The organism is Pseudomonas sp. NFX15, from assembly GCF_049132105.1.
Classification (GTDB): Bacteria; Pseudomonadota; Gammaproteobacteria; order Pseudomonadales; family Pseudomonadaceae; genus Aquipseudomonas.
Genome location: NZ_JAFMPV010000005.1, coordinates 123717 through 148295, shown reverse-complemented (window position 1 = coordinate 148295; position 24579 = coordinate 123717). Strand labels below are relative to the sequence as shown.

At 61.6% G+C, this 24579-nt stretch carries 23 protein-coding genes and 1 pseudogene; 15 read left to right on the top strand and 9 right to left on the bottom strand.

Annotated elements, in window-relative coordinates:
- Positions 1 to 82 precede the first annotated feature (82 nt).
- Positions 83 to 1012, bottom strand: coding sequence for a LysR substrate-binding domain-containing protein (locus tag J1D76_RS07670; protein WP_421137759.1), 930 nt, complete (start codon positions 1010 to 1012; stop codon positions 83 to 85).
- 226 nt (positions 1013 to 1238) lie between these two features.
- Between J1D76_RS07670 and J1D76_RS07665 the strand changes: the two genes are divergently transcribed.
- The 5 genes from J1D76_RS07665 to J1D76_RS07645 all read left to right on the top strand — a co-directional run bounded on the left by J1D76_RS07665 (position 1239) and on the right by J1D76_RS07645 (position 7116).
- The gene (locus tag J1D76_RS07665) at positions 1239 to 2729 is read left to right on the top strand and encodes an aldehyde dehydrogenase (protein ID WP_421137758.1); all 1491 of its coding nucleotides are present in this window, start codon (positions 1239 to 1241) and stop codon (positions 2727 to 2729) included.
- Positions 2730 to 2750: 21 nt separating this feature from the next.
- Entirely contained in the window at positions 2751 to 4121 is a 1371-nt protein-coding gene (locus tag J1D76_RS07660; RefSeq protein WP_421137757.1) for an aspartate aminotransferase family protein, read from the top strand.
- 375 nt (positions 4122 to 4496) lie between these two features.
- Positions 4497 to 5483 carry an ABC transporter substrate-binding protein gene (locus J1D76_RS07655; RefSeq protein WP_421137756.1) on the top strand — a complete coding sequence of 329 codons (987 nt, stop codon included), beginning with the start codon at positions 4497 to 4499 and terminating at the stop codon, positions 5481 to 5483.
- An 8-nt stretch (positions 5484 to 5491) separates the two neighbouring features.
- The gene (locus J1D76_RS07650; protein WP_007975817.1) at positions 5492 to 6295 is read left to right on the top strand and encodes an ABC transporter permease; all 804 of its coding nucleotides are present in this window, start codon (positions 5492 to 5494) and stop codon (positions 6293 to 6295) included.
- Positions 6283 to 7116: an ABC transporter ATP-binding protein gene (locus tag J1D76_RS07645; RefSeq protein WP_421137755.1), complete on the top strand. Its 834-nt coding sequence runs from the start codon at positions 6283 to 6285 to the stop codon at positions 7114 to 7116. The genes J1D76_RS07650 and J1D76_RS07645 overlap by 13 nt, the downstream gene beginning before the upstream one ends.
- A gap of 130 nt (positions 7117 to 7246) precedes the next feature.
- On the opposite strand, the gene J1D76_RS07640 is transcribed toward J1D76_RS07645, so the two are convergent.
- On the bottom strand, positions 7247 to 8326 hold the full coding sequence (locus J1D76_RS07640; protein WP_421137754.1) for an endonuclease/exonuclease/phosphatase family protein: 1080 nt from the start codon (positions 8324 to 8326) through the stop codon (positions 7247 to 7249).
- Positions 8327 to 8392: 66 nt separating this feature from the next.
- A complete protein-coding gene (locus tag J1D76_RS07635) occupies positions 8393 to 9067 on the bottom strand; it encodes a YciC family protein (protein ID WP_421137753.1) in 675 nt (224 codons plus the stop codon).
- 178 nt (positions 9068 to 9245) lie between these two features.
- On the opposite strand from J1D76_RS07635, the gene J1D76_RS07630 reads away from it, so the two are divergent.
- The 3 genes from J1D76_RS07630 to J1D76_RS07620 all read left to right on the top strand — a co-directional run bounded on the left by J1D76_RS07630 (position 9246) and on the right by J1D76_RS07620 (position 11263).
- Entirely contained in the window at positions 9246 to 10025 is a 780-nt protein-coding gene (locus J1D76_RS07630; protein ID WP_421137752.1) for a DUF2076 domain-containing protein, read from the top strand.
- Positions 10026 to 10149: 124 nt separating this feature from the next.
- Positions 10150 to 10629: an NYN domain-containing protein gene (locus J1D76_RS07625; RefSeq protein WP_007990686.1), complete on the top strand. Its 480-nt coding sequence runs from the start codon at positions 10150 to 10152 to the stop codon at positions 10627 to 10629.
- Between the two features lie 22 nt (positions 10630 to 10651).
- On the top strand, positions 10652 to 11263 hold the full coding sequence (locus J1D76_RS07620; RefSeq protein ID WP_103396515.1) for a PolC-type DNA polymerase III: 612 nt from the start codon (positions 10652 to 10654) through the stop codon (positions 11261 to 11263).
- A gap of 110 nt (positions 11264 to 11373) precedes the next feature.
- Here the strand turns inward: J1D76_RS07620 and J1D76_RS07615 are convergent, their stop codons facing one another.
- Positions 11374 to 11829, bottom strand: coding sequence for an Lrp/AsnC family transcriptional regulator (locus J1D76_RS07615; protein WP_421137751.1), 456 nt, complete (start codon positions 11827 to 11829; stop codon positions 11374 to 11376).
- Between the two features lie 162 nt (positions 11830 to 11991).
- Here J1D76_RS07615 and yedA point away from each other — a divergent pair, with 162 nt between their 5' ends.
- Together yedA and J1D76_RS07605 are read left to right on the top strand one after the other, a co-directional pair.
- Positions 11992 to 12930, top strand: coding sequence for a drug/metabolite exporter YedA (yedA, locus tag J1D76_RS07610; RefSeq protein ID WP_421137750.1), 939 nt, complete (start codon positions 11992 to 11994; stop codon positions 12928 to 12930).
- Between the two features lie 78 nt (positions 12931 to 13008).
- Complete coding sequence (locus J1D76_RS07605) at positions 13009 to 14349, top strand: DEAD/DEAH box helicase (RefSeq protein ID WP_421137749.1); 1341 nt, start codon at positions 13009 to 13011, stop codon at positions 14347 to 14349.
- A 107-nt stretch (positions 14350 to 14456) separates the two neighbouring features.
- Here the strand turns inward: J1D76_RS07605 and J1D76_RS07600 are convergent, their stop codons facing one another.
- A complete protein-coding gene (locus J1D76_RS07600; RefSeq protein WP_421137748.1) occupies positions 14457 to 15698 on the bottom strand; it encodes a TIGR03862 family flavoprotein in 1242 nt (413 codons plus the stop codon).
- A gap of 283 nt (positions 15699 to 15981) precedes the next feature.
- Positions 15982 to 16902 carry a histone deacetylase gene (locus J1D76_RS07595; protein WP_421137851.1) on the bottom strand — a complete coding sequence of 307 codons (921 nt, stop codon included), beginning with the start codon at positions 16900 to 16902 and terminating at the stop codon, positions 15982 to 15984.
- A 79-nt stretch (positions 16903 to 16981) separates the two neighbouring features.
- On the opposite strand from J1D76_RS07595, the pseudogene J1D76_RS07590 reads away from it, so the two are divergent.
- From J1D76_RS07590 to J1D76_RS07580, 3 genes and pseudogenes are all read left to right on the top strand, one after another.
- A pseudogene (locus J1D76_RS07590) lies at positions 16982 to 17550 on the top strand (GNAT family N-acetyltransferase).
- A gap of 106 nt (positions 17551 to 17656) precedes the next feature.
- The gene (gene tesB / locus J1D76_RS07585) at positions 17657 to 18526 is read left to right on the top strand and encodes an acyl-CoA thioesterase II (protein ID WP_421137747.1); all 870 of its coding nucleotides are present in this window, start codon (positions 17657 to 17659) and stop codon (positions 18524 to 18526) included.
- On the top strand, positions 18523 to 19116 hold the full coding sequence (locus J1D76_RS07580; RefSeq protein WP_421137746.1) for an HAD family hydrolase: 594 nt from the start codon (positions 18523 to 18525) through the stop codon (positions 19114 to 19116). The genes tesB and J1D76_RS07580 overlap by 4 nt, the downstream gene beginning before the upstream one ends.
- 97 nt (positions 19117 to 19213) lie before the next feature.
- Here the strand turns inward: J1D76_RS07580 and J1D76_RS07575 are convergent, their stop codons facing one another.
- Positions 19214 to 20173: an alpha/beta fold hydrolase gene (locus J1D76_RS07575; protein WP_421137745.1), complete on the bottom strand. Its 960-nt coding sequence runs from the start codon at positions 20171 to 20173 to the stop codon at positions 19214 to 19216.
- Positions 20174 to 21067, bottom strand: coding sequence for a neutral zinc metallopeptidase (locus J1D76_RS07570; RefSeq protein ID WP_421137744.1), 894 nt, complete (start codon positions 21065 to 21067; stop codon positions 20174 to 20176).
- 167 nt (positions 21068 to 21234) lie between these two features.
- Between J1D76_RS07570 and J1D76_RS07565 the strand changes: the two genes are divergently transcribed.
- Positions 21235 to 22011: an IclR family transcriptional regulator gene (locus J1D76_RS07565; RefSeq protein WP_421137743.1), complete on the top strand. Its 777-nt coding sequence runs from the start codon at positions 21235 to 21237 to the stop codon at positions 22009 to 22011.
- A gap of 126 nt (positions 22012 to 22137) precedes the next feature.
- The gene (locus tag J1D76_RS07560; protein ID WP_421137742.1) at positions 22138 to 23022 is read left to right on the top strand and encodes a DMT family transporter; all 885 of its coding nucleotides are present in this window, start codon (positions 22138 to 22140) and stop codon (positions 23020 to 23022) included.
- Between the two features lie 123 nt (positions 23023 to 23145).
- Here the strand turns inward: J1D76_RS07560 and J1D76_RS07555 are convergent, their stop codons facing one another.
- Entirely contained in the window at positions 23146 to 24483 is a 1338-nt protein-coding gene (locus J1D76_RS07555) for an MFS transporter (protein ID WP_421137741.1), read from the bottom strand.
- Positions 24484 to 24579 lie beyond the last annotated feature (96 nt).

The window sequence follows — 24579 nt, the reverse complement described above, 5'->3', positions numbered from 1 at the left end:
CCCTGTAGGAGCCGGCTTGCCGGCGAAGAGGCCCTTGAGACTTGCATCAGCCTTGATGACGCCTTCGCTGGCAAGCCAGCTCCTACAGGTGGGTGTGTGTGCGTTCGGATTTGGCGGTGAGTTGTTCGCGGCAATAATCGGCGAACAACTGCGCCGGTTTGGTCAGTTGCCCGCGCTTGAGCCAGGCCGCTACCAGCCCGGAGCCGGTGACGTTTTCGGCGATGTCCACGCACACCACTTTCTGCCCGTCGTAGGTGCACTCCGAGTGCGGCTTGGTCACCAGGATCGAGAAACCGAACCCCTGGCCCACCATCCCGCGCACCATCTCGATGGAAGGGGAGCTGAAGGCAATGCGCGGGGTCAGCTCCAGTTCTTCAAACAGACTGACGAAGTACGTCCGGCTCGGTTGCACGTCCAACAGAATCATCGGCTCCAGGCACAGGTCCCGCAGCGACACCTGCGCCTGCTGGGCAAAACGGTGATCCGCCGGCAGCAGCGCATAAGGCCGTTGCGCCGGCATCAGCGGTTCGGTTTCGATGGTGCCGTCGAGGTCATGTTCATAGAGGATCGCCAGGTCGAAGGCACCGGACGTCAGGCCTTGCACCAACTCCTGTTGCTCGCCATCGCGGATACGGATTTCCACCCCCGGATACAACGCCGAAAACCCGGCAATCAATTGCGGAAGGTACAGCGGCGCAACGGTTTCAAAGCAACCAATATCGATCTGCCCGGACACCACGTCATTGTCGGCCAGGGCGTTCTGTTCGAACTCCTTGGCCATGCGCAGCAGTTCCTGGGCCTTGCGGTAGAAGCGTGCACCGCTGGGCGTCAACGACACGCCCTGGGCGTGGTGGCGGATCAGCAGTTGTACGCCGAAGCTGTCTTCCAGCCCCTTGATGGCCGTGGAGATCGAAGGCTGGGCGATGTACAGCTTGCGCGAGGCCTCGGCGACGCTGCCGCACTCGACGGTGGTGATGAAGTATTTCAGTTGACGCAGATTGTAGGCAGCCACAGCAAACCTCGGGGGAGAACGAATCAGGCATCCAGGCAATTTGCGCGCCACCCCTATCCGCTCGGGCAGCGATTTGTTGTGCTTGAACAATAACCACATGCGGCGCCAGAAGGGAGATTGGCTACGTAGTTTTTTCTTGGCCTGCGAACACATTTTTACTGGTTTTCCACCGCTCGGGCCTGAGCGACTATCCAATACACAAGAATGTCCATCGGAGCATCTGAACGTGTTCGAGCTTGAGTATTGGCAACGCAAGGCCGCTTCCCTGCGGTTTCCCGACCAGGCTGTGATCGACGGCCAGCGCCGTGCGGCGCAGTCGGGGCAGACTTTCGCCGCGATCAACCCCGCCACCTCGCAATGCCTGGCCAACGTGGCCGCCTGCGGCGAAGACGACGTGAACGCGGCGGTGCGCAATGCGCGGCAAGTGTTTGAAGCGGGCACCTGGGCGGCACGTTCGCCGGCCGAACGTAAACAGGTGCTGTTGCGTTTGGCTGAATTGATCCTCGAACACCGTGAAGAACTGGCGCTGCTCGATTCATTGAACATGGGCAAGCCCGTTGCGGACGCCTACAACATCGACGTGCCCGGTGCCGCTGGCGTGTTTCGCTGGTACGCCGAAAGCCTCGACAAACTCTACGACCAGGTCGCGCCGAGTGCGCAGAACGTATTGGCGACCATCACCCGCGAAGCCCTCGGCGTGGTGGCGGCCGTGGTGCCCTGGAATTTCCCGCTGGACATGGCCGCGTGGAAACTCGCCCCGGCCCTGGCCGTCGGTAACTCGGTGATCCTCAAGCCCGCCGAACAATCGCCGTTTTCCGCCTTGCGTCTGGCCGAGCTGGCGCTGGAGGCGGGTATTCCGGCCGGTGTACTGAACGTGTTGCCGGGCCTCGGCGAGCAGACCGGCAAAGCCCTCGGCCTGCACCCGGATGTCGATTGCCTGGTGTTCACCGGCTCGACCGAAGTCGGCAAATATTTCATGCAGTACTCGGCTCAGTCGAACCTCAAGCAGGTGTGGCTGGAGTGCGGCGGCAAGAGTGCGAACCTGGTGTTCGCCGATTGTCAGGACCTGGATCTGGCGGCCGAGAAAGCCGCGTTCGGTATCTTTTTCAATCAGGGCGAAGTCTGCTCGGCCAACTCGCGGTTGCTGGTGCAGCGCTCGATCCACGATGCGTTCGTCGAACGCCTCAAGGCCCAGGCCGAGCGCTGGTTGCCGGGCGATCCACTGGACCCGTCGAGCGCCGCCGGGGCCATCGTCGACAGCCGTCAGACCGCGCGCATCATGAAGTTCATCCAGCAGGCTGAACAGCAGGGCGCGACCAAGGTTTGTGGCGGTCGGCAGGCGATTTTCAACGGCTCGGACAACTTCATCCAGCCGACCATTTTCACCGGCGTGATGCCGGACATGCCGCTGTTTCGCGATGAGGTGTTCGGCCCGGTGCTGGCCGTCACTGCGTTCGACGACGAAGCCCACGCCTTGCAATTGGCCAACGACAGCGTCTACGGTCTGGCGGCTTCGCTGTGGACCGACGACCTCAATCGCGCCCACCGGGTGGCGCGACAATTGCGAGCGGGCACCGTGTCGGTCAACAGCGTCGATGCGCTGGACGTGACCGTACCCTTTGGCGGCGGCAAGCAATCGGGTTTTGGCCGCGACCTGTCGTTGCACTCATTTGATAAATACACCCAGTTGAAGACCACCTGGTTTCAATTGCGCTGATAACAAAACGGAGAACTGGCGATGACCACCCCACGTGACACCCGCGACTACCAGGCCGCCGACGCTGCGCACCACATCCACGCATTCGTCGATCAGAAAGCCCTCAACGACGAGGGGCCACGGGTGATGGTCCGTGGCGAGCGCCTGCACCTGTGGGACAACGACGGCCGACGTTACCTCGACGGCATGTCCGGGCTGTGGTGCACCAACCTCGGTTACGGGCGCAAGGACCTGGCCTTGGCGGCGAGCCAGCAGTTGGAACAACTGCCGTACTACAACATGTTTTTCCACACCACTCACCCGCAAGTGATCGAGTTATCCGAGCTGCTGTTCAGCCTGTTGCCGGGTCACTACAGCCACGCGATCTACACCAATTCCGGTTCCGAAGCCAACGAGGTGTTGATCCGCACGGTGCGTCGTTACTGGCAGGTACTCGGCAAGCCCGAGAAGAAAATCATGATCGGCCGCTGGAACGGTTACCACGGTTCGACCCTGGCCGCGACGGCGCTGGGCGGCATGAAATTCATGCACGAAATGGGCGGCATGATTCCGGACATCGAGCACATCGACGAGCCGTACTTCTTCGCCCACGAAGGCAACCTGACGCCGGCCGAATTTGGTCTGCGCGCCGCGCAGCAACTGGAAGCGAAGATTCTCGAACTGGGTGCCGACAAGGTTGCAGGCTTTATTGCCGAACCGTTCCAGGGGGCTGGCGGCATGATCTTCCCACCGGAAAGCTACTGGCCGGAAATCCAGCGCATCTGCCGTCAGTACGACGTGCTGCTGTGCGCCGATGAAGTGATCGGCGGCTTCGGTCGCACCGGCGAATGGTTCGCCCACGAGTACTTCGGTTTCGAGCCGGACACCCTGTCCATCGCCAAGGGTCTGACCTCGGGCTACATCCCTATGGGGGGCTTGATCCTGTCGAAGAAAATGGCCTCGGTGCTGGTCGAGCAGGGCGGTGTATTCGCCCACGGCCTGACCTATTCCGGGCACCCGGTGGCGGCGGCGGTGGCGATTGCCAACCTCAAGGCCCTGCGCGATGAAGGCGTGGTGACGCGGGTCAAGGACGACATCGGCCCGTACCTGCAACAGTGCCTGCGCGAAGTGTTCGGCAAGCATCCGCTGGTGGGGGATATCCAGGGCACCGGCATGGTCGCGGCGCTGCAACTGGCCGAAGACAAAGACACCCGCAAGCGTTTTGCCAACGAGAACGACATCGCCTGGCGCTGCCGTACGATTGGTTTCGAGGAGGGGGTGATCATTCGTTCCACCTTGGGTCGGATGATCATGGCGCCGGCGTTGATTGCCAGTCGTGAAGAGGTTGACGAGTTGATTGCCAAGACGTTGAAGGCGATGGATCGTACGGCGCAGGAATACGGCCGGCTCTGACTTTGTTGCGTTTTTGCGGGCCTCTTCGCGGGCAAGCCCGCTCCCACATTGGATTTGTGTCTGACACGGATCCCCTGTGGGAGCGGGCTTGCTCGCGAATGCTATGGCCGATTCAACACATTTTTCATGCCTTGCACTGACCTTGTGCATCTTCGCCATTGCCGCCTTTTAGCAGTGCGCGCTAAGCAGTTTTTTCATCACTCGCATCCACATATTTCCTCATTTTCCTGAGCCCGTCCTTGGGCCACCATCGATCTTGCCAGCCCGCCGAATGCTGCCCGCCGAAGGGTCCTCCAGAGACCACAGGTCGCAGCCGATTCAGGGCTCGCCGTACTGCCCATGACAAAACTAAATCAACAGCTTTGGGAGTGCTCCATGATCAAGTCCTTGCTTACCCGCGTTGCCCATCCACTGGCGATTACCGCCATCGCCGCGACGGTCGCTACCAGCGCCCAGGCCGGCACCCTGTCCATCGGTCATACCACCTGGGTCGGCTACGGCACCCTGTACCTGGCCCAGGACCTGGGCTACTTCAAGGAAAACGGTTTGACCGTCGAGTTGCCGGTGGTCGAAGAAGCGGCGATGTACATGGCCGCACAAGCCTCCGGCGAGTTGTCCGGCTCGGCGTCGACCATCGACGAAGTGCTCAAGTACCGCCCGCAATTCTGCTTCAAGGCTGTGGCTGCGCTGGATGACAGCCATGGCGGCGACGGCGTGCTGGTGGGCAAGGACGTCAAGAGCCTGCAAGAGCTCAAGGGCCAGGCCGTGGCGGTCAACGAAGGCTCGACTTCGCAGTTCTGGCTGTCGTACCTGCTGAAAAAGAACGGCATGAAAATGAGCGACATCACCGTGCAGAACATGACGGCCGACGATGCCGCCACCGCGTTCATTGCCGGTCGCGTACCGGCCGCCGTGACATGGGAACCGCACCTGTCGATGGTCCGCGACAAGAAGCAAGGCAAGGTGCTGATCGACAGCAGCAGCACGCCGGGGGTGATCGTCGACGTGGTTGCGCTCAACTGCACCGTCATCGAAAAACAACCGGAAGACGTCAAAGCACTGGTGGCTGGTTTGTACAAAGCCGTGCAGTACACCAAGGAGCATCCACAGGAAGCCTACAAAATCATGGCCAAGGGCGTCGGTGGTTACCTGGCCGATCCGAAGGAACTGGAAGCAGCCGCCCAGGGCGTGCGTTTCTACGATCAGGCCATGAGCGAAAAACTGCTGGGCGCACCGGGCAAGCCGGGTGACAGCGCGCCGCTGATCAAACTGGCCAACGAGACCGCCAGCGAGCTGCAAGGCAAACCTTACAACGTCAGCAATGACGACCTGATCGACAACCGCTTCGTCACCCCGCTCTAGGAGGCTGCATGTTCAAGCGCAATTCATGGCTGAGCCGCTGCATCACGCCCAAGACCGGTTTGCCGGTCTCGGTGATCTGGAGCGCGAGCGGCCTGGCCTGGGTGCTGTTGGTCGGCCTGTGGGCCGGGTTGTCCTACGGCGGCGTGGTCCCGGGCATGTTCCTGCCGACGCCGGGCGCGGTGGTCGAGGCCGCCGTGCGCCTGGGTCGCGACGGCACCCTCGGCCAGCATGTGTGGGCCAGCGTCGAAGTGGTGATGGTCGGCTTCATCGTGTCGTCCCTGGTGGCCGTGCCGCTGGGGTTGCTGATGGGCAGCTTCCGCATCGTCCAGGCGTTCCTCGAGCCGATGGTCAACTTCATCCGCTACTTGCCGGTGACCTCGTTCGTGCCGCTGTTCATCCTGTGGATCGGCATCGGTCTGGAGCAGCGCGTCTCGGTGATTATCTTCGGCGTGTTCTTCCAGCAACTGGTGATGATCGCGGACGTGTCCAAAGGCATCTCCAAGGACCTGATCAACGCGTCCTACACCTTGGGTTCGAACCGTCGTGATGCGGTGCTGCATGTCATCGCCCCAGCCTCATTGCCGGGGGTGCTCGATACCCTGCGCGTGACCATGGGTTGGGCCTGGACGTACCTGGTGGTGGCTGAACTGGTTGCCGCTTCCAGTGGCCTGGGTTACCTGAGCCTCAAGGCCATGCGTGGCTTCCAGGTGGATGTGATTTTCCTCGCCATCGCGATCATCGGCCTGCTGGGCCTGGTCACCGATCAACTGTTCCGTTTCCTTCGCCTGAGGATCACCGCATGGGCTCAGTAACCGCCGCCACTCATCGTTTTGCTACCCCTCAGGCAACCCCGGTGAGCGCGCCTCGACTGCAAGTGGACAAGGTCAGCCTGCGTTACAAGAAACCCGATGGCGGTACGTTTACCGCGTTGGAAGAAGTGTCGTTCGAAGTGCCGGACCAGCAATTCGCGGTGTTGGTCGGGCCGTCGGGTTGCGGCAAGTCGAGCCTGCTTTACCTCACCGCCGGTCTCGCCGAACCGACCTCCGGCGAGATTTACGTCGGCGGCCAGCAAGTGGAAGGCCCGGGCGCCGATCGCGGCATGGTGTTCCAGAGCTATACGCTGTTCCCGTGGCTGACCGTGCGCCAGAACGTCGAGTTCGGCCTCAAGCGGCGCGGCATGCCGGCGGCACAGCGCAAGGACATCGTCGATTACTACGTCAATGAAGTGGGCCTGAGCGGCTTTGCCGATAACTACGCCAAGCAGTTGTCCGGCGGCATGATGCAGCGCGTCGCCATCGCCCGCGCCTTGGCCAACGACCCGCAGATTTTGCTGATGGACGAACCCTTCGGCGCCCTCGACAGCCAGACGCGCCTGCAAATGCAGCAGTTGTTGCTGCGGGTGTGGGGCAACAGCAAGAAGACCGTGCTGTTCGTGACCCATGACATCGACGAGGCGATCCTGCTCGGCGACCGGGTCTATGTCATGGGGGCCAAGCCCGGGCGGATCAAGCAGATCCTCGATGTGCCGATCGAACGCCCACGCAACCTGGACATGGTCATGGAGCGCTCGTTCATCGAGATGAAGCGTGAGATCTTCGGGTTGCTGCATAACGATCTGGAAGAGGTGCATTAACCCGAAAATGCACACCCCCTGTAGGCGCTGGCGTGCCAGCGAAAGCGGTGTAACACACGACATTGATGCTGGATGTGCTGGCCTCTTCGCTGGCAAGCCAGCTCCTACAAGGTTTTGTGTTGATTCGAAACTACGGCGCAGCCGGCAACAGGAACCGTGCAATCACCGGCAGGTGATCGGAGATGCGCAATGTATCGTCCTGCCGGACTTGCGCTTCGACCCGTTTGATCCGTGGGCTGTAGAACAGGTAGTCAACGGTCCGGTCCGGGCCGTGCAGCCCGGGATCGTTCGGGTAGTGCGTCAGCCAGCGCTCGCGGTCGATGCCGCCGGCCTCGTTGTTGGTCGGGATCATCGGGTACTTGTCCCACAGCACGTGCAAGGCACTGTCGGCGGAGTAGGGCGTGCGCTGGTTGTCGGGCAGGCGTCGATACTGGCCCAGCGGCAACAAGTTGAAGTCCCCACCGATCAACCACGGCGTGCCACGGCCTTCGTATTTGTCGAGGATCCTGGCCACGGCGTTGACCTGGCTTTGCAAGCCGTCGTCGGCCTCGGTCGCGCGGTCCAGGTGCGTGTTAAGCACGGCGATCTGCCCGCCATCACTGAGGGGCAAATAGCTCACCAGCAAGGCATCCTTGGGTTTGAACGGGCGGCTGATCAGGTTGCCTGACGTCACCGGCAGTTGCAGCCGCTGGGCGTGCTCGATCTGGTAACGGCTCAGGGTCGCCAGTTGCCGGCCGACACTGCCCAAGATGTGCGGATCGGGTACGAAATCGGCCTTCCAGTCGAAGGCACTGACGGTGCAGGGGTATAAGTCGGCGAGCCGTTCCTGCAGCAGTTTGAGCTGGTGCTGGTAATCGCTGGCCTTGGCGTCGTCGTCCACTTCCTGCAGCAGCACGATGTCCGGTTGTTCGTCGCGAATCACCCGCGCCACTTCGTCGAGGCTAAAGGCCATGTCTTCCGGCGTGGGACGTTCGTCTGTGCCGGCGGCCAGGTCATTCCAGAACACGTAGCGCTTGCCGGCCAGGTACTGGACGTTCCAGGTCATCACCTTCAGCGCTTGCCCGGGCACCAGCGTCGGTGCCTGGGCATTGCAACTGACCGGCAGCACTTCCTTGGCGTCGGGGCGCCAGGTCAGGCTGTAGATCATCACGACGATCAGCCCGATCACGATCAACAGGCCCAGCAGGGTGTAGCGCAGTAGACGGGTCATGGCTCGGCTTATTGGTGTTACAAAATTGTTCCCGAGCATACCCGAGAGCGAGGGTTGCGCCCAAGGTCAGAGCGCGCTGTCATTTTTTTCGGGCAGCGGATTGATCAGCATGAACAGACGGAACAACACCACGCTGGTGAATAGCTGCAAGAAACTGTGGGCGCTGTCGATCAGGACCGAAATCACCGGGTTTTGCGGCTCCGGATACGCCGCCAGCGTTGCCCCCTTGAGCAGCCACAGCGGCCCCATCACACACAGGATGCACAGCAGGATGCGCAGGAAATGGCCGCGGGTCTGGCGCAGGCTTTCCTTCATGGCGGCCAGCGGTGCCAGGCCGCGCAGCACCAGCAGGTATTCACTGAAGGCCAGCGCCACCATCAGGTAGATGCCCGGCAGGAAATACAGCGACAGGCCCAGCAGGATCAGCACGGTATTGAGCGCGGTCAGCAGGGCGAAGCGTGGCCACAGGCTCGCCGCCCTCGCCAGCAAGTCGCGGTTACTGGGCGACTCGCCCCGGCTGCGGGCATCGAGAAACAGTATCAGCGCGGCGGTGTACAGCGGGTACACCAGCAGGCCGACGATCACGCTGATGCCGGGGAAACTGTCCGGCTCGGTGGTGTGGTCGACCACTTGTTGCAGCAGCGCTTCCAGGATCACCAGCGGCAGGCACAGCTGCACGATCTGGCCCAGATTGCGCTTGAAGAAATACAGGGAGTCACGCAGTACATCTAACGGATTCATCGTTTGGCATCACGGTCATAAGCAGTAACACACTGTAACCGATGATGTGCAGGCGTAAGCAAACGTAAACGTTCGGTAAAGGACATTGAAACATGGTGTTTCAGGCTCCATTAAGGTCGGGTACCTTATCCTCTCTGGGAAAGGGCAACGATTTCCCCCGGCAATCTACGAGGTCGCCATGAACAACGACGAACAAACCCTGATCGATGGACTGTTTTCCCGGCTGCAACAGGCCGAAACGGACTCAGCCCCGCGCGACGCCCAGGCCGAGGCGCGGATCAAGGAACACCTGGTGCGCCAACCCGCGGCCGGTTATTTCATGACCCAGGCGATTCTGGTGCAAGAGGCGGCGATCAAGAGCCTCAATGAACAGAATCAGCAACTGACCCAGCAAGTCCAGCAGTTGCAGGCCGAATTGCAACAGGCCAAGTCACAGACCGCAGCGCCGGCCCCTAGCAGCGGTGGTTTCTTGTCGAGCATCTTCGGCGGCAGCCCGCGTGAGCCGCAGCCAGCGCCCACCCAGAGCGCGCCGCCCTCGAGCGGTGGCTGGCGTGAGCCGGGCCGTTCGTCGTTCGGTGCGCCAGCGCCCCAACAGAACTTCGGCGCCCCGCCGCAAAACTATCCACAGCAAGGTTATGCCCCACCACCACAAGCGCCGGCAGCCGCCGGCAGCAGCTTCCTCGGTGGTGCGCTGAAAACCGCTGCCGGCGTGGCGGGTGGCGTGATGCTGGCACAAGGCATCAGCAGCCTGTTCCACCACAACCAGCAGCCGGAAATCGTCGAAGTCATCAAGGAAGAGCCGGCCCAGGTCAACGACCAGGGCAACAACGGCTGGGGCGATGACCAGCGCATGGCCGGTAACGACTACGACGGCAACAATCAGGGCGGCTTCAGTGACGCCGACTACAGCGATGACAGCTCATCGTTCTTCGGTGGTGACGACGACTCCTTCGTCTAAGCCATCTGTGGCAAGGGAGCCGGCTCCCTTGCCACATAGCCGATTATTCGCGGAACAATCCTCGAGGCTGGCATACTGGGCGCCTTTTCGGGCCTGGGGCCTGATTCAGCCTTGAGGAAAACCGGTGAAAAAAATCGCAGTGTTCGCCGACGTCCAAAACCTCTACTACACCGTGCGTCAGGCCTATGGTTGTCACTTCAACTATGCCGCACTGTGGGCTGACATCAGCAAACAGGGCGAGATCGTCGAAGCCTACGCTTACGCCATCGATCGGGGCGACAGCAAGCAGCAGCAGTTCCAGCAGATCCTGCGCAACCTCGGGTTCACCGTGAAGCTCAAGCCGTACATCCAGCGCAGTGATGGTTCGGCCAAGGGCGACTGGGACGTGGGCATCACCCTCGACATCATGGACGCTGCCGATCACGTCGACGAAATCGTGCTGGCCTCTGGCGACGGCGATTTTGACATGCTGCTCGAACGCATCATCAGCAAGCACGGCGTCCAAGCGGTGGCCTACGGCGTGCCGGGCCTGACCGCCAACTCGCTGATCCGCGCCGCCAGCCGCTACGTGCCGATCGAAGGCGCGTTGCTGCTCAAGAATTGATTTTTACGGAGTTGAACCAGGTTTGGAACGCATCGCAGTCATCGACTTTGAAACCACCGGGATCTCCCCGAGCAGCAGCTGCCGGGCCACGGAAATCGCCGTGGTGATCCTTGAACAGGGGCGCATCGTCGAGCGTTACCAAAGCCTGATGAACGCCGGCGTGCGTGTCCCGGCCTTCATCGAGCAACTCACCGGCATCAGCAACGCCATGCTGCGCACCGCGCCGTCGGCGGAGCAGGTGATGAACGAAGTGAATGAATTCGTCGGTACCACGCCGTTGCTGGCGCACAACGCGGCGTTCGACCAGAAGTTCTGGGACTTCGAATTGGGGCGGATCAAGCGCACCCGCTTGCAGAATTTCGCCTGTTCGCTGCTGTTGGCCCGCCGCCTGATGCCGGCCGCGCCGAACCACAAGCTCGGCACCCTGACCACATTTGCCAACCTGCCCCACACCGGCAAGGCCCACCGGGCCATGGCCGATGCCGAGATGGCGGCCAACCTGACGGCGCACCTAGCCGAAGAACTGCGCCAGAAGCACGGCCTGCGCGAGTTGTCCCACGACCTGCTGTGCAAGTTGCAGAAAGTCCCGGCGGCGAAAGTGGGCGAGCACCTCAAGCGCTATCGCGGATTCTGAAAACACCGCAAACCCCCTGTAGGAGCCGGCTTGCCGGCGAAAGCGTCGGATCGGCCAACACTTGTGTTGGAATGTGAATCCGCCTTCGCTGGCAAGCCAGCTCCTGCAGGTCATCTATTGCCGTTGCTTTCGATATGCCCCAACGGCACCCGCTTCTCGATGGCACTGGACAACACGATCGACGTCTTGCTGAAGCCGAACGTGGCAATCCGGTTGATCAATTCCTCCAACTCCGGCATCGAGCCCACCGCTGCCTGCATGATCACGCACGGATCGCCGGTCACCCGATGGCACTCGGTCAATTGCGGGATTTTGATCAGGTCGTCGTAGGCTTTCTGATTGCCGTGCTGGTTCAGGCGCAGTTCGATCACGCACTGGATCGGCAGGCCGAGTTTGGCCATGTCGACCTTCGCCTGATATCCGGTGATCACGCCGCTGGCCTCGAGCTTGGCTACGCGCTCGGCCACCGCCGGTGCAGACAGATTCACTTTGCGCGCCAGGTCGGCGTAGGACGCGCGACCGTTTTCCAGCAGGGCGCTGAGCAACATGCGGTCGTATTTGTCCATGGGGCGACTCCTGAAAATGACTGGCTTTCGAAAACACGGTTTATCGCGGGAATCTCCGTGTTTTGAAAAGTGTACTGGTGCGATAAACAGGTTTTGTAACTTATTTTCCGCCGTTGGCCTTTCTAGAATAGCTGTTCTCTTGTACTGCCTGCGAGCTTCCCCATGCCTGGCCCACGTCGCTTTCCCTTACCGCTGATCGCTGCCTTCTTCGCGCTGTATGTGATTTGGGGCTCGACCTACCTGGTGATTCGCATCGGCGTGGAATACTGGCCGCCACTGCTGCTGGCGGGGATTCGCTTCGTCATCGCGGGCGCCTTGATGTACAGCTTCCTGCGCTGGCGTGGCGCACCCGCACCGACCTGGGCGCAGTGGAAAGCCGCCGGGATCATCGGCATCTTGTTGCTGGCCTGTGGAAACGGCGCGGTCAGCGTGGCCGAACACACCGGCGTGGCGTCGGGTGTGGCGGCGTTGGCGGTGGCGACGGTGCCGCTGTTTACCTTGCTTTGTGGCTATTTCTGGGGCGCGCGTAATACCCGTCTCGAATGGGCCGGGATCGTGCTCGGGCTGATCGGCATCGGCATGCTCAACCTCGGCTCCAACCTGCAATCGAGCCCGCTGGGCGCGGCGTTGCTGATATTCGCGGCGGCGACCTGGGCCTTCGGCTCGGTGTGGAGCAAACATTTGCCGTTGCCTCAGGGCGCGATGGCCAGTGCCGTGGAAATGCTGGTGGGCGGCGTGGTGCTGCTGATCGGCAGCGCCGTGAGCGGCGAGCACCTGGAGAACATGCCCCCCATCGAAGGTTGGGCGGCGCTGGCGTACCTGACGGTGTTCGGCTCGATCATCGCCTTCAACGCCTATATGTACCTGTTGAAACACGTGCGCCCGGCAGCGGCCACCAGTTATGCCTACGTCAACCCGGCGGTGGCAGTGTTATTGGGCATCGTGTTCGTCGGTGAAACCATCGGTATCGAGGAAGCTTTGGCGATGGCGGTGATCATCAGTGCCGTGGTGCTGATCGGACTGCCGCAGTGGCGGCGTAAGCCGGTTCAGCCGATTCAGCCCGTGGTGACGGCCGTGCCGACAGAATCCCGTGTGAATTAGGGTAAACTGCGCGGCATTGCATCTGGTTATGCACACTTGTTTTGAACAACCCGCGCTGATTTTTCCTACGGTACTCCCATGACTTTCGCCACCCTTGGCCTGATCGAACCCTTGCTGCGCTCCCTCGAGACGCTCGGCTACCAGACTCCGACGCCGGTTCAGGCGCAAGCCATTCCGGCGGTGCTGGCCGGTCGTGACCTGATGGCCGCGGCCCAGACCGGCACCGGCAAGACCGCCGGTTTCGCCCTGCCGCTGTTGCAACTGCTGGCCATGGAAGGGCCGAAAGTCACCGCCAACTCGGTCCGCGCGCTGATCCTGGTGCCGACTCGCGAACTGGCCGAACAGGTTCACGAAGCCATACGCCAGTACGCCGAAAACCTGCCGCTGCGCACTTACGCGGTGTATGGCGGCGTCAGCATCAACCCGCAAATGATGAAACTGCGCAGCGGCGTCGACCTGCTGGTGGCCACCCCGGGTCGCCTGCTCGACTTGTTCCGCCAGAACGCGCTGAAGTTCAACCAGTTGCAAACCCTGGTGCTGGACGAAGCCGATCGCATGCTCGACCTCGGCTTTTCCGAGGAGCTGGCGAACATTTACCGCGCACTGCCGAAGAAGCGCCAGACGCTGCTGTTCTCCGCGACGTTCTCCGATGACATCCGCCTGCTGGCCGGGCAGATGCTCAACGATCCGCTGAGCATTGAAGTCAGCCCGCGCAACGTTGCCGCCAGCACGGTCAAGCAATGGATCGTGACGGTGGACAAGAAGCGCAAACCGGAACTGTTCGTGCACCTGATGCGCAAGGGCAAGTGGAAGCAAGTGCTTGTGTTCGCCAAGACCCGCAACGGCGTGGACGCGCTGGTGGAAAAGCTCCAGGGCCTGGGCATCAACGCCGATGGTATCCACGGCGACAAACCCCAGGCGACCCGTCAGCGTGCGCTGGACCGGTTCAAGGCCAGTGAGGTGCAGATACTGGTCGCCACCGATGTCGCGGCCCGTGGCCTGGACATCGAAGACCTGCCGTTGGTGGTCAACTTCGATTTGCCGATCGTCGCCGAGGATTACATCCACCGTATCGGTCGTACCGGCCGTGCGGGTGCGACGGGCGAGGCGATTTCCCTGGTGTGTGCCGATGAAGTGAATCTGTTGTCGGCCATCGAAATGCTGACCCGCCAGACGCTCAAGCGTCAGAACGAGCCGGACTTCGAGCCTGAGCACCGTGTGCCGGACACCGATGCCAGCGGCCAGGTGATGAAGAAGCCGAAGAAACCGAAAAAACCCAAGGTGTCCGGTGGTGGCGGTGGCAAGCGCAATCTCGGTAAGTGGGTGGACAGCGGCGAAGTGGCGCCGGCGGAGCCTTCGATCAAGCCTGTGCGCAAGGTGCCGGTGTTCAATACCGGGCCGCGTAAGCGCAAGCCTTAATATTGGCGGCGTCTGTCAGGGCGCCTTCGCGAGCAGGCTCACTCCTACAGGGGAATTGTGAATCCTTTGTAGGAGCGAGCCTGCTCGCGATGGATGCGCCCCCGGTTTCAACCCTTGCGCTGCAACCACTCCACCATCCCCAACCCCGCCGTTCGCCCACTGGCGAAACACGCCGTCAGCAGATAGCCGCCCGTCGGCGCTTCCCAATCCAGCATTTCCCCGGCGCAAAACACGCCAGGCATTTGCTTGAGCATCAAACGCTCATCCATCGCCTCGAACAACACACCGCCCGCGCTGCTGATGGCTTCGTCCAGTGGGCGGGTTTTCACCAGTGTCATCGGCAACGCCTTGATCGCTCGGGCCAGCAAGGCCATGTCGGCAAAGCAGTCGGCGTTGGTCAGTTCACGCAACAACGCCGCTTTGACCCCGTCGATACCCAACTGGCTGTGCAGGTGCTTGGCCATGGAGCGTGAGCCCCGGGGTTTGCTCATTGCCGCCTGAACTTTATCCACAGGCCGGCCGGGCAACAGGTCCAGATGAATCGTGGCCGAGCCGTGTCGGTTGATTGCTTCGCGAATCGGCGCCGACAGGGCGTAGATCAAACTGCCTTCGATCCCGGTGGCGGTGATCACGCATTCGCCAAGCCGTGGCACGTCGTCGTTGAGGCCGATGGCGATATTTTTCAGCGGCGCCCCGGCGAATTTGCTGACCAGCAACTCGCTCCAGGCCTGCACTTCGAAGCCGCAATTGCTCGGTTGCAGCGGCGCCAGTCCTACGCCGTGTTGCTCCAGCGGCAGCATCCATGCGCCGTCCGAACCCAGGCGCGACCAACTGCCGCCGCCGAGGGCGAGCAGGGTGGCGTCGGCGTGCACGGTTTTTTCGCCTTCCGGACTGGCGATGCGCAAACCACCGCGCTCATCCCAACCGAGCCAGCGATGGCGGGTGTGGATAACCACGCCGTTGTCGCGCAGGCGCTTGAGCCAGGCGCGCAGCAGCGGCGCGGCTTTCATGTCGGTGGGGAACACCCGGCCCGAACTGCCGACGAAGGTTTCGATGCCCAGGTCATGAATCCACTGGCACAGCGCTTCGGCGCCGAAGCTGCGCAGCAGCGGGGCGATCTGCGGGGCGCGTTCGGCGTAGCGCGAGAGAAACGCCGGGTAGGTTTCGGAGTGCGTGATGTTCATGCCGCCGACGCCGGCCAGGAGGAATTTTCGCCCCACCGAAGGCATGCCGTCGTACAGGTCGACCTTGATCCCGGCCTGGCTCAACACTTCGGCCGCCATCAGACCGGCAGGGCCGCCGCCGATGATGGCGACGTGAGGGGTGAGGGCTGGCGAGGATGGGATCATGGGGGTGCACTGCGGTCTGGCTGAGTTAAGCCGGGCATTCTAGCAGCACCCTTCCCTGTAGGAGCGAGCCTGCTCGCGATGGCGGTGTGTCAGACACACGGATGTTGAATGTGCCGCCGCTATCGCGAGCAGGCTCGCTCCTACAGAGGGTTTGTGTTGTTTATAACTGCTGGTTAAAAAACGATCATCGTTCTGTGGTCCATACACGGCAGGGGCTGTAGGCCCTTTCACTCAGGTTATCCACAGGCAGCTCCACAGGCATTGTGGGTAAGGCATCCACAGCTCAGTGACAGCCTGATGACTGCCAGACGCGCTGCGCGCTGTGATGCAGGATGCCGTGCCGGCGCGCCAGGGCCTGGCGGTCTTTGCTGTAGCCGCCACCGATGACTCCGACCACCGGGATGTCGCGGCCCAGGCAATGGCGCATCACGCTTTCATCGCGGGCGGCGACGCCTTCGTCGGTCAGCTTCAGGTAACCCAAGGCGTCGTCCTTGTGAACATCAACCCCGGCGTCATACAGCACCAGGTCTGGCTGGTAGAGCGGCAGCAGGTAGTTGAGCGCATCGTCCACCACCTTCAGGTAATCGGCATCGCCCATGCCGTTGGGCAGCGGAATGTCCCAGTCACTTTCGGCCTTGCGTGCGGGAAAATTCTTCTCGCAGTGCAGGGAAACGGTCACCGCCTCCGGGGTGTTCTGCAATATGCGTGCGGTCCCGTCGCCCTGATGCACGTCGCAATCGAAGATCAACACCCGGTTCGCTCGCCCGCTTTCCAGCAGGTAATGGCTGATCACCGCCAGGTCATTGAAGATGCAGAACCCCGCCGGGTAGTCGTAGTGCGCATGGTGTGTACCGCCAGCCAGGTGACAGGCCAGGCCATGTTCGAGTGCCTGCTCGGCCGCCAATATCGAGCCGCCGACCGCCCGCACCGTACGCCGGGCCAGGGCTTCGTTCCACGGCAGGCCGAGGCGTCGCTGGTCTTCGCGGGACAAATCGCCACTCATGTAGCGTGCGATATACGAAGGGTCATGGGCGAGCGCGAGAATCTCTGCCGGGCACAGTTCAGGACGCAGCAAGTCGGCGTCGCGGGTCAGGCCGCTGTCGACCAGGTGATCGCGCAACAGGCGAAACTTGTCCATCGGGAAGCGGTGATCCGCGGGAAACTCGGGACTGTAGTCTTCGTGATAAATCAGCGGCAGTGGCATGGTCATTTCATATCGGAATGAGAGAACGATCCTACCAGCGTTGTAGACTGGCGACATTGAAATGGAGGGGCAGGGCACGATGGAGCCCATACTGGAACTGGAAAGTGCACGACTGCTGTTGCGCCAGTGGTGCGATGAAGACCTACCGGAGTTTGCCGCGATGTGCGCCGACCCGCAGGTGATGCGCTATTTCCCCGCGCCGTTGAGCCGACTGGAAAGTGCATCATTGATCGGGCGAATCCGCGGACATTTCGCCGAGCATGGTTTTGGTCTCTGGGCCTTGGAGCGCAAGGACACCGGCCAGTTTATCGGTTTCACCGGGCTTGGCGTGGTCGGCTTCGACGCGCCGTTCACCCCGGCCACGGAAATCGGCTGGCGCCTGGCGCGTGAACATTGGGGCCTGGGTTACGCCAGTGAAGCGGCCTGGACCCTCTGCGCTGCGGGTTCGACCGTTTGCCGCTGAAAGAAGTGGTGGCCTTCACGGCGCAATCCAATCTGTCGTCCGAGAAAGTCATGCAGGCGATTGGCATGCATCACGACCCGGCCGACGACTTCGATCATCCACGGCTTGACGCCGGTCATCCGTTGCGTCGGCACCTGCTGTACCGCATCAGCCGCGAGCAATGGTTGCAAACCCTGCATGGATAAGCGGGCACAGACGTTTACAATGGCCATTGTCTTGGCCCGTGCCAGAAACCGAATCGACCGTTGCAGCCAAGGTTGCGCGGCATTGTTTTGCGTGAGGAGAGTCTGAATGAGCCAAGTGTTGGAAGATCTGGTCGATCTGCTGAGCCTGGAACCAATCGAAGAAAACCTGTTCCGCGGTCGCAGCCAGGACCTGGGTTTTCGCCAGCTGTTTGGCGGCCAGGTGCTCGGCCAGTCGCTGTCGGCGGCCAGTCAGACCGTTGAAGAGGCGCGCCATGTGCATTCGATGCATGGCTACTTCTTGCGTCCGGGGGATGCCAAGTTGCCGGTGGTGTATTCGGTTGACCGTGTGCGCGATGGCGGCAGTTTCAGCACGCGCCGGGTGACGGCGATCCAGAAGGGCCACCCGATCTTCACCTGCAGCGCGTCGTTCCAGTACGACGAGGAAGGCTTCCAGCACCAGACTGAAATGCCGCAAGTGGTCGGTCCGGAAAACCTGCCGTCGGAACTGGAAATCACCCAGCAACGCGCGCACCTGATCCCCGAGCACATGCGGGAAAAACTGCTGTGTCCGAAGCCGATCGAATTCCGCCCGGTGACCGAAAAAGACCCTTACAACCCGCTGCCCTCCGACCCGATCAAATACGTCTGGTTTCGCGCCGACGGTGCCTTGGCCGACTCGCCGGCGCTGCATAAGTATTTGCTGGCCTATGCCTCGGACTTTGGCTTGTTGACCACCTCGATGCAGCCCCATGGCAAGTCGGTGTGGCACAAGGATATGCAAGTCGCCAGCCTCGATCACGCACTGTGGTTCCACCAGGATCTGCGCGCCGATGACTGGCTGCTCTACGCGATGGACAGTCCGTGGGCCGGCAACTCCCGTGGCTTCACCCGTGGCAGCGTGTTCAACCGCGCCGGGCAACTGGTGGCCTCGGTCACGCAGGAAGGTTTGATCCGCCACCGCAAGGATTGGGCATGAGCCTGGCCGATGTGCGTCACTGGGTGTTCGACATGGACGGCACCCTGACGGTGGCGGTGCACGATTTTGCAGCGATTCGCGTGGCGTTGGCGATTCCTGCCGAAGACGACATCCTGACTCATCTCGCCGCGTTGCCGGCCGAGGAAGCCGCGGCCAAGCATGCCTGGTTGCTGGAGCACGAACGGGACCTGGCGCTGGGTTCGAAACCGGCGCCGGGCGCTGTGGAGTTGGTGCGAGATTTGGCCGGGCGCGGTTATCGTTTGGGCATCCTCACGCGTAATGCCCGGGAGCTGGCGCATGTCACGCTGCAGGCCATTGGCCTGGCCGACTGCTTTGCGCTGGAGGATGTGTTGGGTCGCGATGATGCCCCGCCGAAACCGCATCCGGGTGGTTTGCTGAAACTGGCAGAGGCGTGGAAGGTACCGGCGAGCGAGATGGTGATGGTCGGTGATTACCGTTTTGATCTCGATTGTGGTCGTGCTGCCGGAGCACGCACGGTGTTGGTGAATCTGCCGGACAACCCGTGGCCGGAATTGACCGATTGGCATGCGGCGGATTGTGTCGAGTTGCGGCAGATGCTGTCGGCTTGAGGGCCCCTTCGCTGGCAAGCCAGCTCCTACAGAGATCTGCGAATTACCTGTAGGAGCTGGCTTGCCAGCGAAGGCGTCAATCCAGACACCCTGATACCTACTGCCCGAATAAAGCCTTCTGCCCTTCCGGCGAAGTAAACATCCCGTCGCCGTTATGGCCGACCCCGGGCACTTCAATCAGTTGCTGGTTAAACCCTTGCGGTTGCAGCCGCTTCAGGTAATCAAAGTAAAAGCGCCCGCGCGCCAATCGATAAGGCCCTTGCGCCTCGGCCTCACAGCGCTTGTCCAGCGCCGGGTGATTGGGGTCGATGTCCTGCTGCCCGAGCAGATAAACGACTTCACGCTTGAGGTAGTTTTCCTGCAACTGTGCGGCCGATTGCCCGTCAGCGTAGGCCGGTAAATCCGTCAGCCCATACTTCCAGCGATTGAACGTCGGGCACCCCGCATGGCTGAACGCAACGGGGCGACGTTCATCGAAATAGGCGTAGGACGACGGATTGGCAATGACGTAACGCACGTGCACGCCGGCCGCTTCGAGCGCGGGCTGCGCGTGGCTGAGCAACGCATAACGCTGCACCACTTGGGCACCGCCGGAGTGTCCGGCAATGACGATTTGCTTCACGTCCGGAAACTGCTGACGATCAGCCAGTCGGGCGATGATTTCGTCCAGTGCCTGGTAGGAACTCAGCCGGAACGGCGCCGTGGATTCGCCACCGGCCATCCAGTCATTGCCTTGCCAGCGCAACACCGTGTCGGCCACCGGGTGCGCCGCGACGTCGGTTTCATTGAGAAATTGCGGCGCGATCACCAGTGTCGTTGCGCTCTGTCCGGCCAGTTCGGCCGCGTGTTCGCCGCTTTGCAGATAGGTCTGCGCGTTGCGCAAGCGCCCGTGGAGGATGATCAGCACCCGCTCGATCCGTGCCGGCGCAGGACTGATGCCCACCGCCATTTCACCTTCCTTCAACAGCAATCGCCCCGGGCTCAGTTCCTTGACCTCATGCTCGGCCGCCTGGGCACCTGCGCTAATGATCAATACCGCTAACAACCACTTCTTCATTTACAGATTTTTCGCCGCGAAGGTGTCGCACTGGCTTACCTGGCCTTGAGCGAAACCGGTTTTGAACCAGCGCACCCGTTGCGCCGACGTACCGTGGGTAAACGAGTCCGGGACCACGCGGCCCTGGCCCTGTTGCTGCAAGCGATCGTCGCCAATGGCGTTCGCCGCATTCAAGGCTTCTTCGATATCGCCCGGTTCCAGCCAGTTCAAGCGTTTCTGCGCATTGTTGGCCCAGACGCCCGCCAGGCAATCGGCTTGCAGTTCCTGACGCACCAGCAAACCGCCGTCGCCTTCCATTTGCCGGCCTTGTTGGCGGGCTGCCTGAATTTTCGCGGAAACCCCAAGCAAAGTCTGAACATGGTGTCCGACTTCGTGAGCGATCACGTAGGCCTGGGCGAAGTCGCCCGCGGCGGAAAAGCGTTGGGACATTTCCTGGAAGAACGCCATGTCCAGGTAGACCTTCTGGTCGGCCGGGCAATAGAACGGCCCCGTCGCCGAGGTGGCGAGGCCACAGGCCGAATTCACCCGGTTGCTGAACAGCACCAGGGTCGGGTCTTTGTACTGGCGGCCGGCCTGCTGGAATATCGCGCCCCAGGTGTCCTCGGTATCGCCGAGGATCGAGCGGACGAATTCTGCACCTTCATCATTGGCTGGCGGCGCCTTGCGCGTCTGGTTGGTGGCCGGTGCCGATTGCTGGCCCACCTGCCCGGTCAGTTGCCCGAGGATTTGCAGTGGATCCTGGCCGGTGATCCAGCCGATGCCGACGATCAGGAGGATAGCCGTCAGGCTCAAGCCCTTTCCGCCGCCGAATCGCATCCCGCCGCCACCGCCACCCGTGTCGTCGCCACGGGCATCGACCACGTTGTCGCTGCGTCGGCCTTTTTTCCATAGCATGTGGGAATTCCTCTTCTGTTCGGGGTAAAGCTCCGTGCGATGAGTGTTGCTGCTGTGTGGGAGCGGCGCCAGTCCGGTCGTCAGACTGCCGGTAGCGCAACTGGTTCCGGATTTTGCTTCGTCAGGCTTCTCTTCTAGAATCAGCCAAATTTCAGGGGGAGCCGAGCATGGCTGGCAGTCAGATCGAACGTGTCTTCAGCGTGTTGGAAAGCCTGACCGGTGAACCGCAAGGGTTGCCGATGCAGACCCTGGCCGAGCGCCTGGAGATTCCCAAGAGTGCGACGCACCGGCTGCTCGCCGAACTCATTCGCCTGGGCTACGTGCGGCAGAATCCGGATACCTTGCGCTATCACCTGTCGACCAAACTGGTGGCCATGGGCTTTCGCTACCTGTCCGGCAGTGGTGCGGATATCGTCCAGCCGGTGCTTGATCGCCTCGCCGGGGAAACCGGTGAACTGGTGCGCCTCGGGGTCCTTTCGGGCGAGCGCCAGGTCTGGATCGCCAAGTCTCAGGGCGCCCGTTCGGGACTGCGTTACGATCCTGACATGGGCCGCGATGCGCCATTGTTCTACACGGCGTCCGGGCATGCGTGGCTGGCGTGCATGAGCGATGCCGAGGCGCTGTCGCTGGTCGAGCGTCAGGGCACCGAATTGCCGCGGGAGATCGGGCCGAATGCGCCGCGTTCGAACATTGAATTGCTGGAGCGCTTGCGCCTGGCGCGCGAGCAAGGCTACGCCTGGGTCGAGGAAAGTTCGGCGGTGGGCACTTCAGCGATTGCCGCCGTGATCCGTCATCCGCTCGATGACCGGGTGATCGGCGTGCTCAGCATCGCCGGGCCGAGCGCACGCATGCCCGGAGCGCGGTTGCATGAGTTGGCGCCGACCCTGTTGCGGTACACCCAGGAGCTTTCATTGGCCAGTCAGGCGTCAGAGTTGTTCAGTTGAGCGGGATGTCTGCTTGAATAAACAGCGTGCGGTATTCGCCCACTTTCGCCGGTCGCCAATGTCATAAAGTGGAACTGGATTCTAAATTATTCAAACATCGTCTCCCTTCATAAAAAGGACTTCGTCTTGACGTCGCCCAGCAGTACTCCGCTTTCCGGCGTCAATCAGCCCTTCAAAGGGATTTTGCTGATCGTTGTCGCGACATTCCTGTTTTCCAGCCATGACGCCTTTTCCAAGTACCTGTCCGGTTTTTATCCGATTGTCATGGTGGTCTGGGCGCGTTACATGGTTCACACCTTGTTGATGGCCGGGATTTTCCTGCCGCAATCCGGGTTGCGGGTGTTGCGAACCAAACGGCCCTTGCTGCAGTTGATTCGGGCGCTGTGCCTGTTGGGCACCAGTCTGTTTTTTACCACGGGGTTGATGTACATCCCGCTGGCCGAGGCCACGTCGGTCAACTTCCTGGCTCCGGTGTTGGTCACGGCGTTATCGGTGCCGCTGCTGAAGGAGCGTGTGACACGCGGGCAATGGCTGGCGGTGATTTGCGGTTTCATCGGCGTGCTGATCATCGTTCACCCCGGCGGCGACCTGTTTACCCCGGCCGTGTTGCTGCCGTTCTGTTCGGCGCTGTTTTTCTGCTTCTATCAACTGCTGACGCGCAAGCTCAGCGAGATCGACAGCCCGACCACCAGCAACTTCTTCGCCGGCTTGTGCAACACGCTGGTGATGAGTGCGTTGGTGCCATTCTTCTGGCAGACACCGAGCCTGGTGCATGGCGCGATGATGCTGGCGCTGGGAACCTGCGGCATGACGGCACACCTGTTCCTGACCCAGGCTTTCCGCCTCGCGGCGCCGGCATTACTGGCGCCGTTCAGTTACTGCCAGATCATCTTTGCCGGCCTGCTGGGTTGGTTGCTGTTTTCCCACACACCGACATTGACCACCGTGCTTGGTATCGCCGTGATCTGTTGCAGTGGGCTGGCGGCGGCGTGGCAGCAGAGCCGTCGCTGAAAGGTCGGAGATGAGGGACTTGTAGGAGCGAGCCTGCTCGCGAAGACGGACTGTCATTCAACATTGATGTGACTGACGTACTGCCTTCGCGAGCAAGCTCGCTCCTACAGGGCGGGAAGAAATTTACTCGGTGACGGTAGGGATCTTGCGCGGTGCCATGAAGTACATCCAGGTCAGGGCAATGAAATACATCGCCGGGATCAGGGTGAACAGCACCGTGTAATTGTTGTTAGTGACGGTCAGGATATGGCCGACCAACTGGGTCATGAACATCCCGCCAATCGCCGCGCACATGCCGCCGAAGCCGAATACCGTGCTCATCATGTGCTTGGGCGTGTAGTCCATCACCAGGCTCCAGATGTTGGCGGTCCAGGCCTGGTGCGCGCCGATGGCCAGGGAGATGGCAAACACCGCGACCCACAGGTTGCTGGAGCCGGCGGCCATGATCACGCCGATGATGCAGCAGGCGAACAGCAGCATCGACATCAACCGCGCCTTGATCGGGTTGATTCCACGACCGATCAGGAACGAGGAGAGGATGCCGCCGCCAACGCTACCGAAGTCGGCAGTGAGGTAGATGATGATCAGCGGAATGCCCATCTGGGTCACATTGATGCCCAGGTTGTATTGCTGATTCAGGAACGGCGGCAACCAGTACAGGTAGAACCAGAACACTGGCGCAGTCATCGAGTAAGCGAGAGCGAAGGCCCAGGTGCCGCGCATGCGCAGGATTTTCGAGAACGGCACGCGGGTTTGTTCCGGCTCGACTTCGTTCTGGATGTAATCCAGCTCCGACTGTTTGACGCGCGGATGGTCTTCCGGGTTGAAGTACTTCAGGGCCCAGCACACCAGCCAGATCCCGCCCAGGGCCGACATGCACAGGAATGCCGCTTGCCAGCCCCAGGTGTGGAGGATCAGCGGCAACAGCATCGGGGTGAACATCGCACCGACGTTGGTCCCGGCGTTGAAAATCCCGGTAGCCACGGCACGCTCGCCGGCCGGAAACCACAGCCGTGTGGTCTTCACGCACGCCGGGTAGTTGGCCGCTTCGGTCAAGCCGAGGATGAAACGACAGACCATGAAACCCGCCGCCGAGGTGGCCAGGCCATGGGCCCCGGTCGCCAGGCTCCAGAGCAGCACGGCGCAGAAGAACACGCGCTTGACGCCAACCCGGTCGATCAACCGGCCCTGCAGCACGAAGCCGATGGCGTAGCCGACCTGGAACCAGAAGTTGATGTTGGCGTAGTCCATCGCCGTCCAGCTCATTTCCTTGGCCAGGATTGGCTGCATGACGCCGAGGGCGGCGCGGTCGATGTAGTTCAGGGTGGTGGCGAAAAACACCAGCGCCAGCATGCCCCAACGGGTTTTGCCGACTGCCATGGCGCCGCGGATTTTATCGCCGATGCCGCCGGCAGTGACGCTCATGGCCGCAGCCATGCGTGAGCTTTGGGAAGGAATCATCTGTACCACCCGTTTTTGAATTTGTTATTGGTGTTTTTAACATCGCGGCCGGTGGTGTGTATCCGGACTCAATGTGCAGTCGATGTTGGGCAGTGG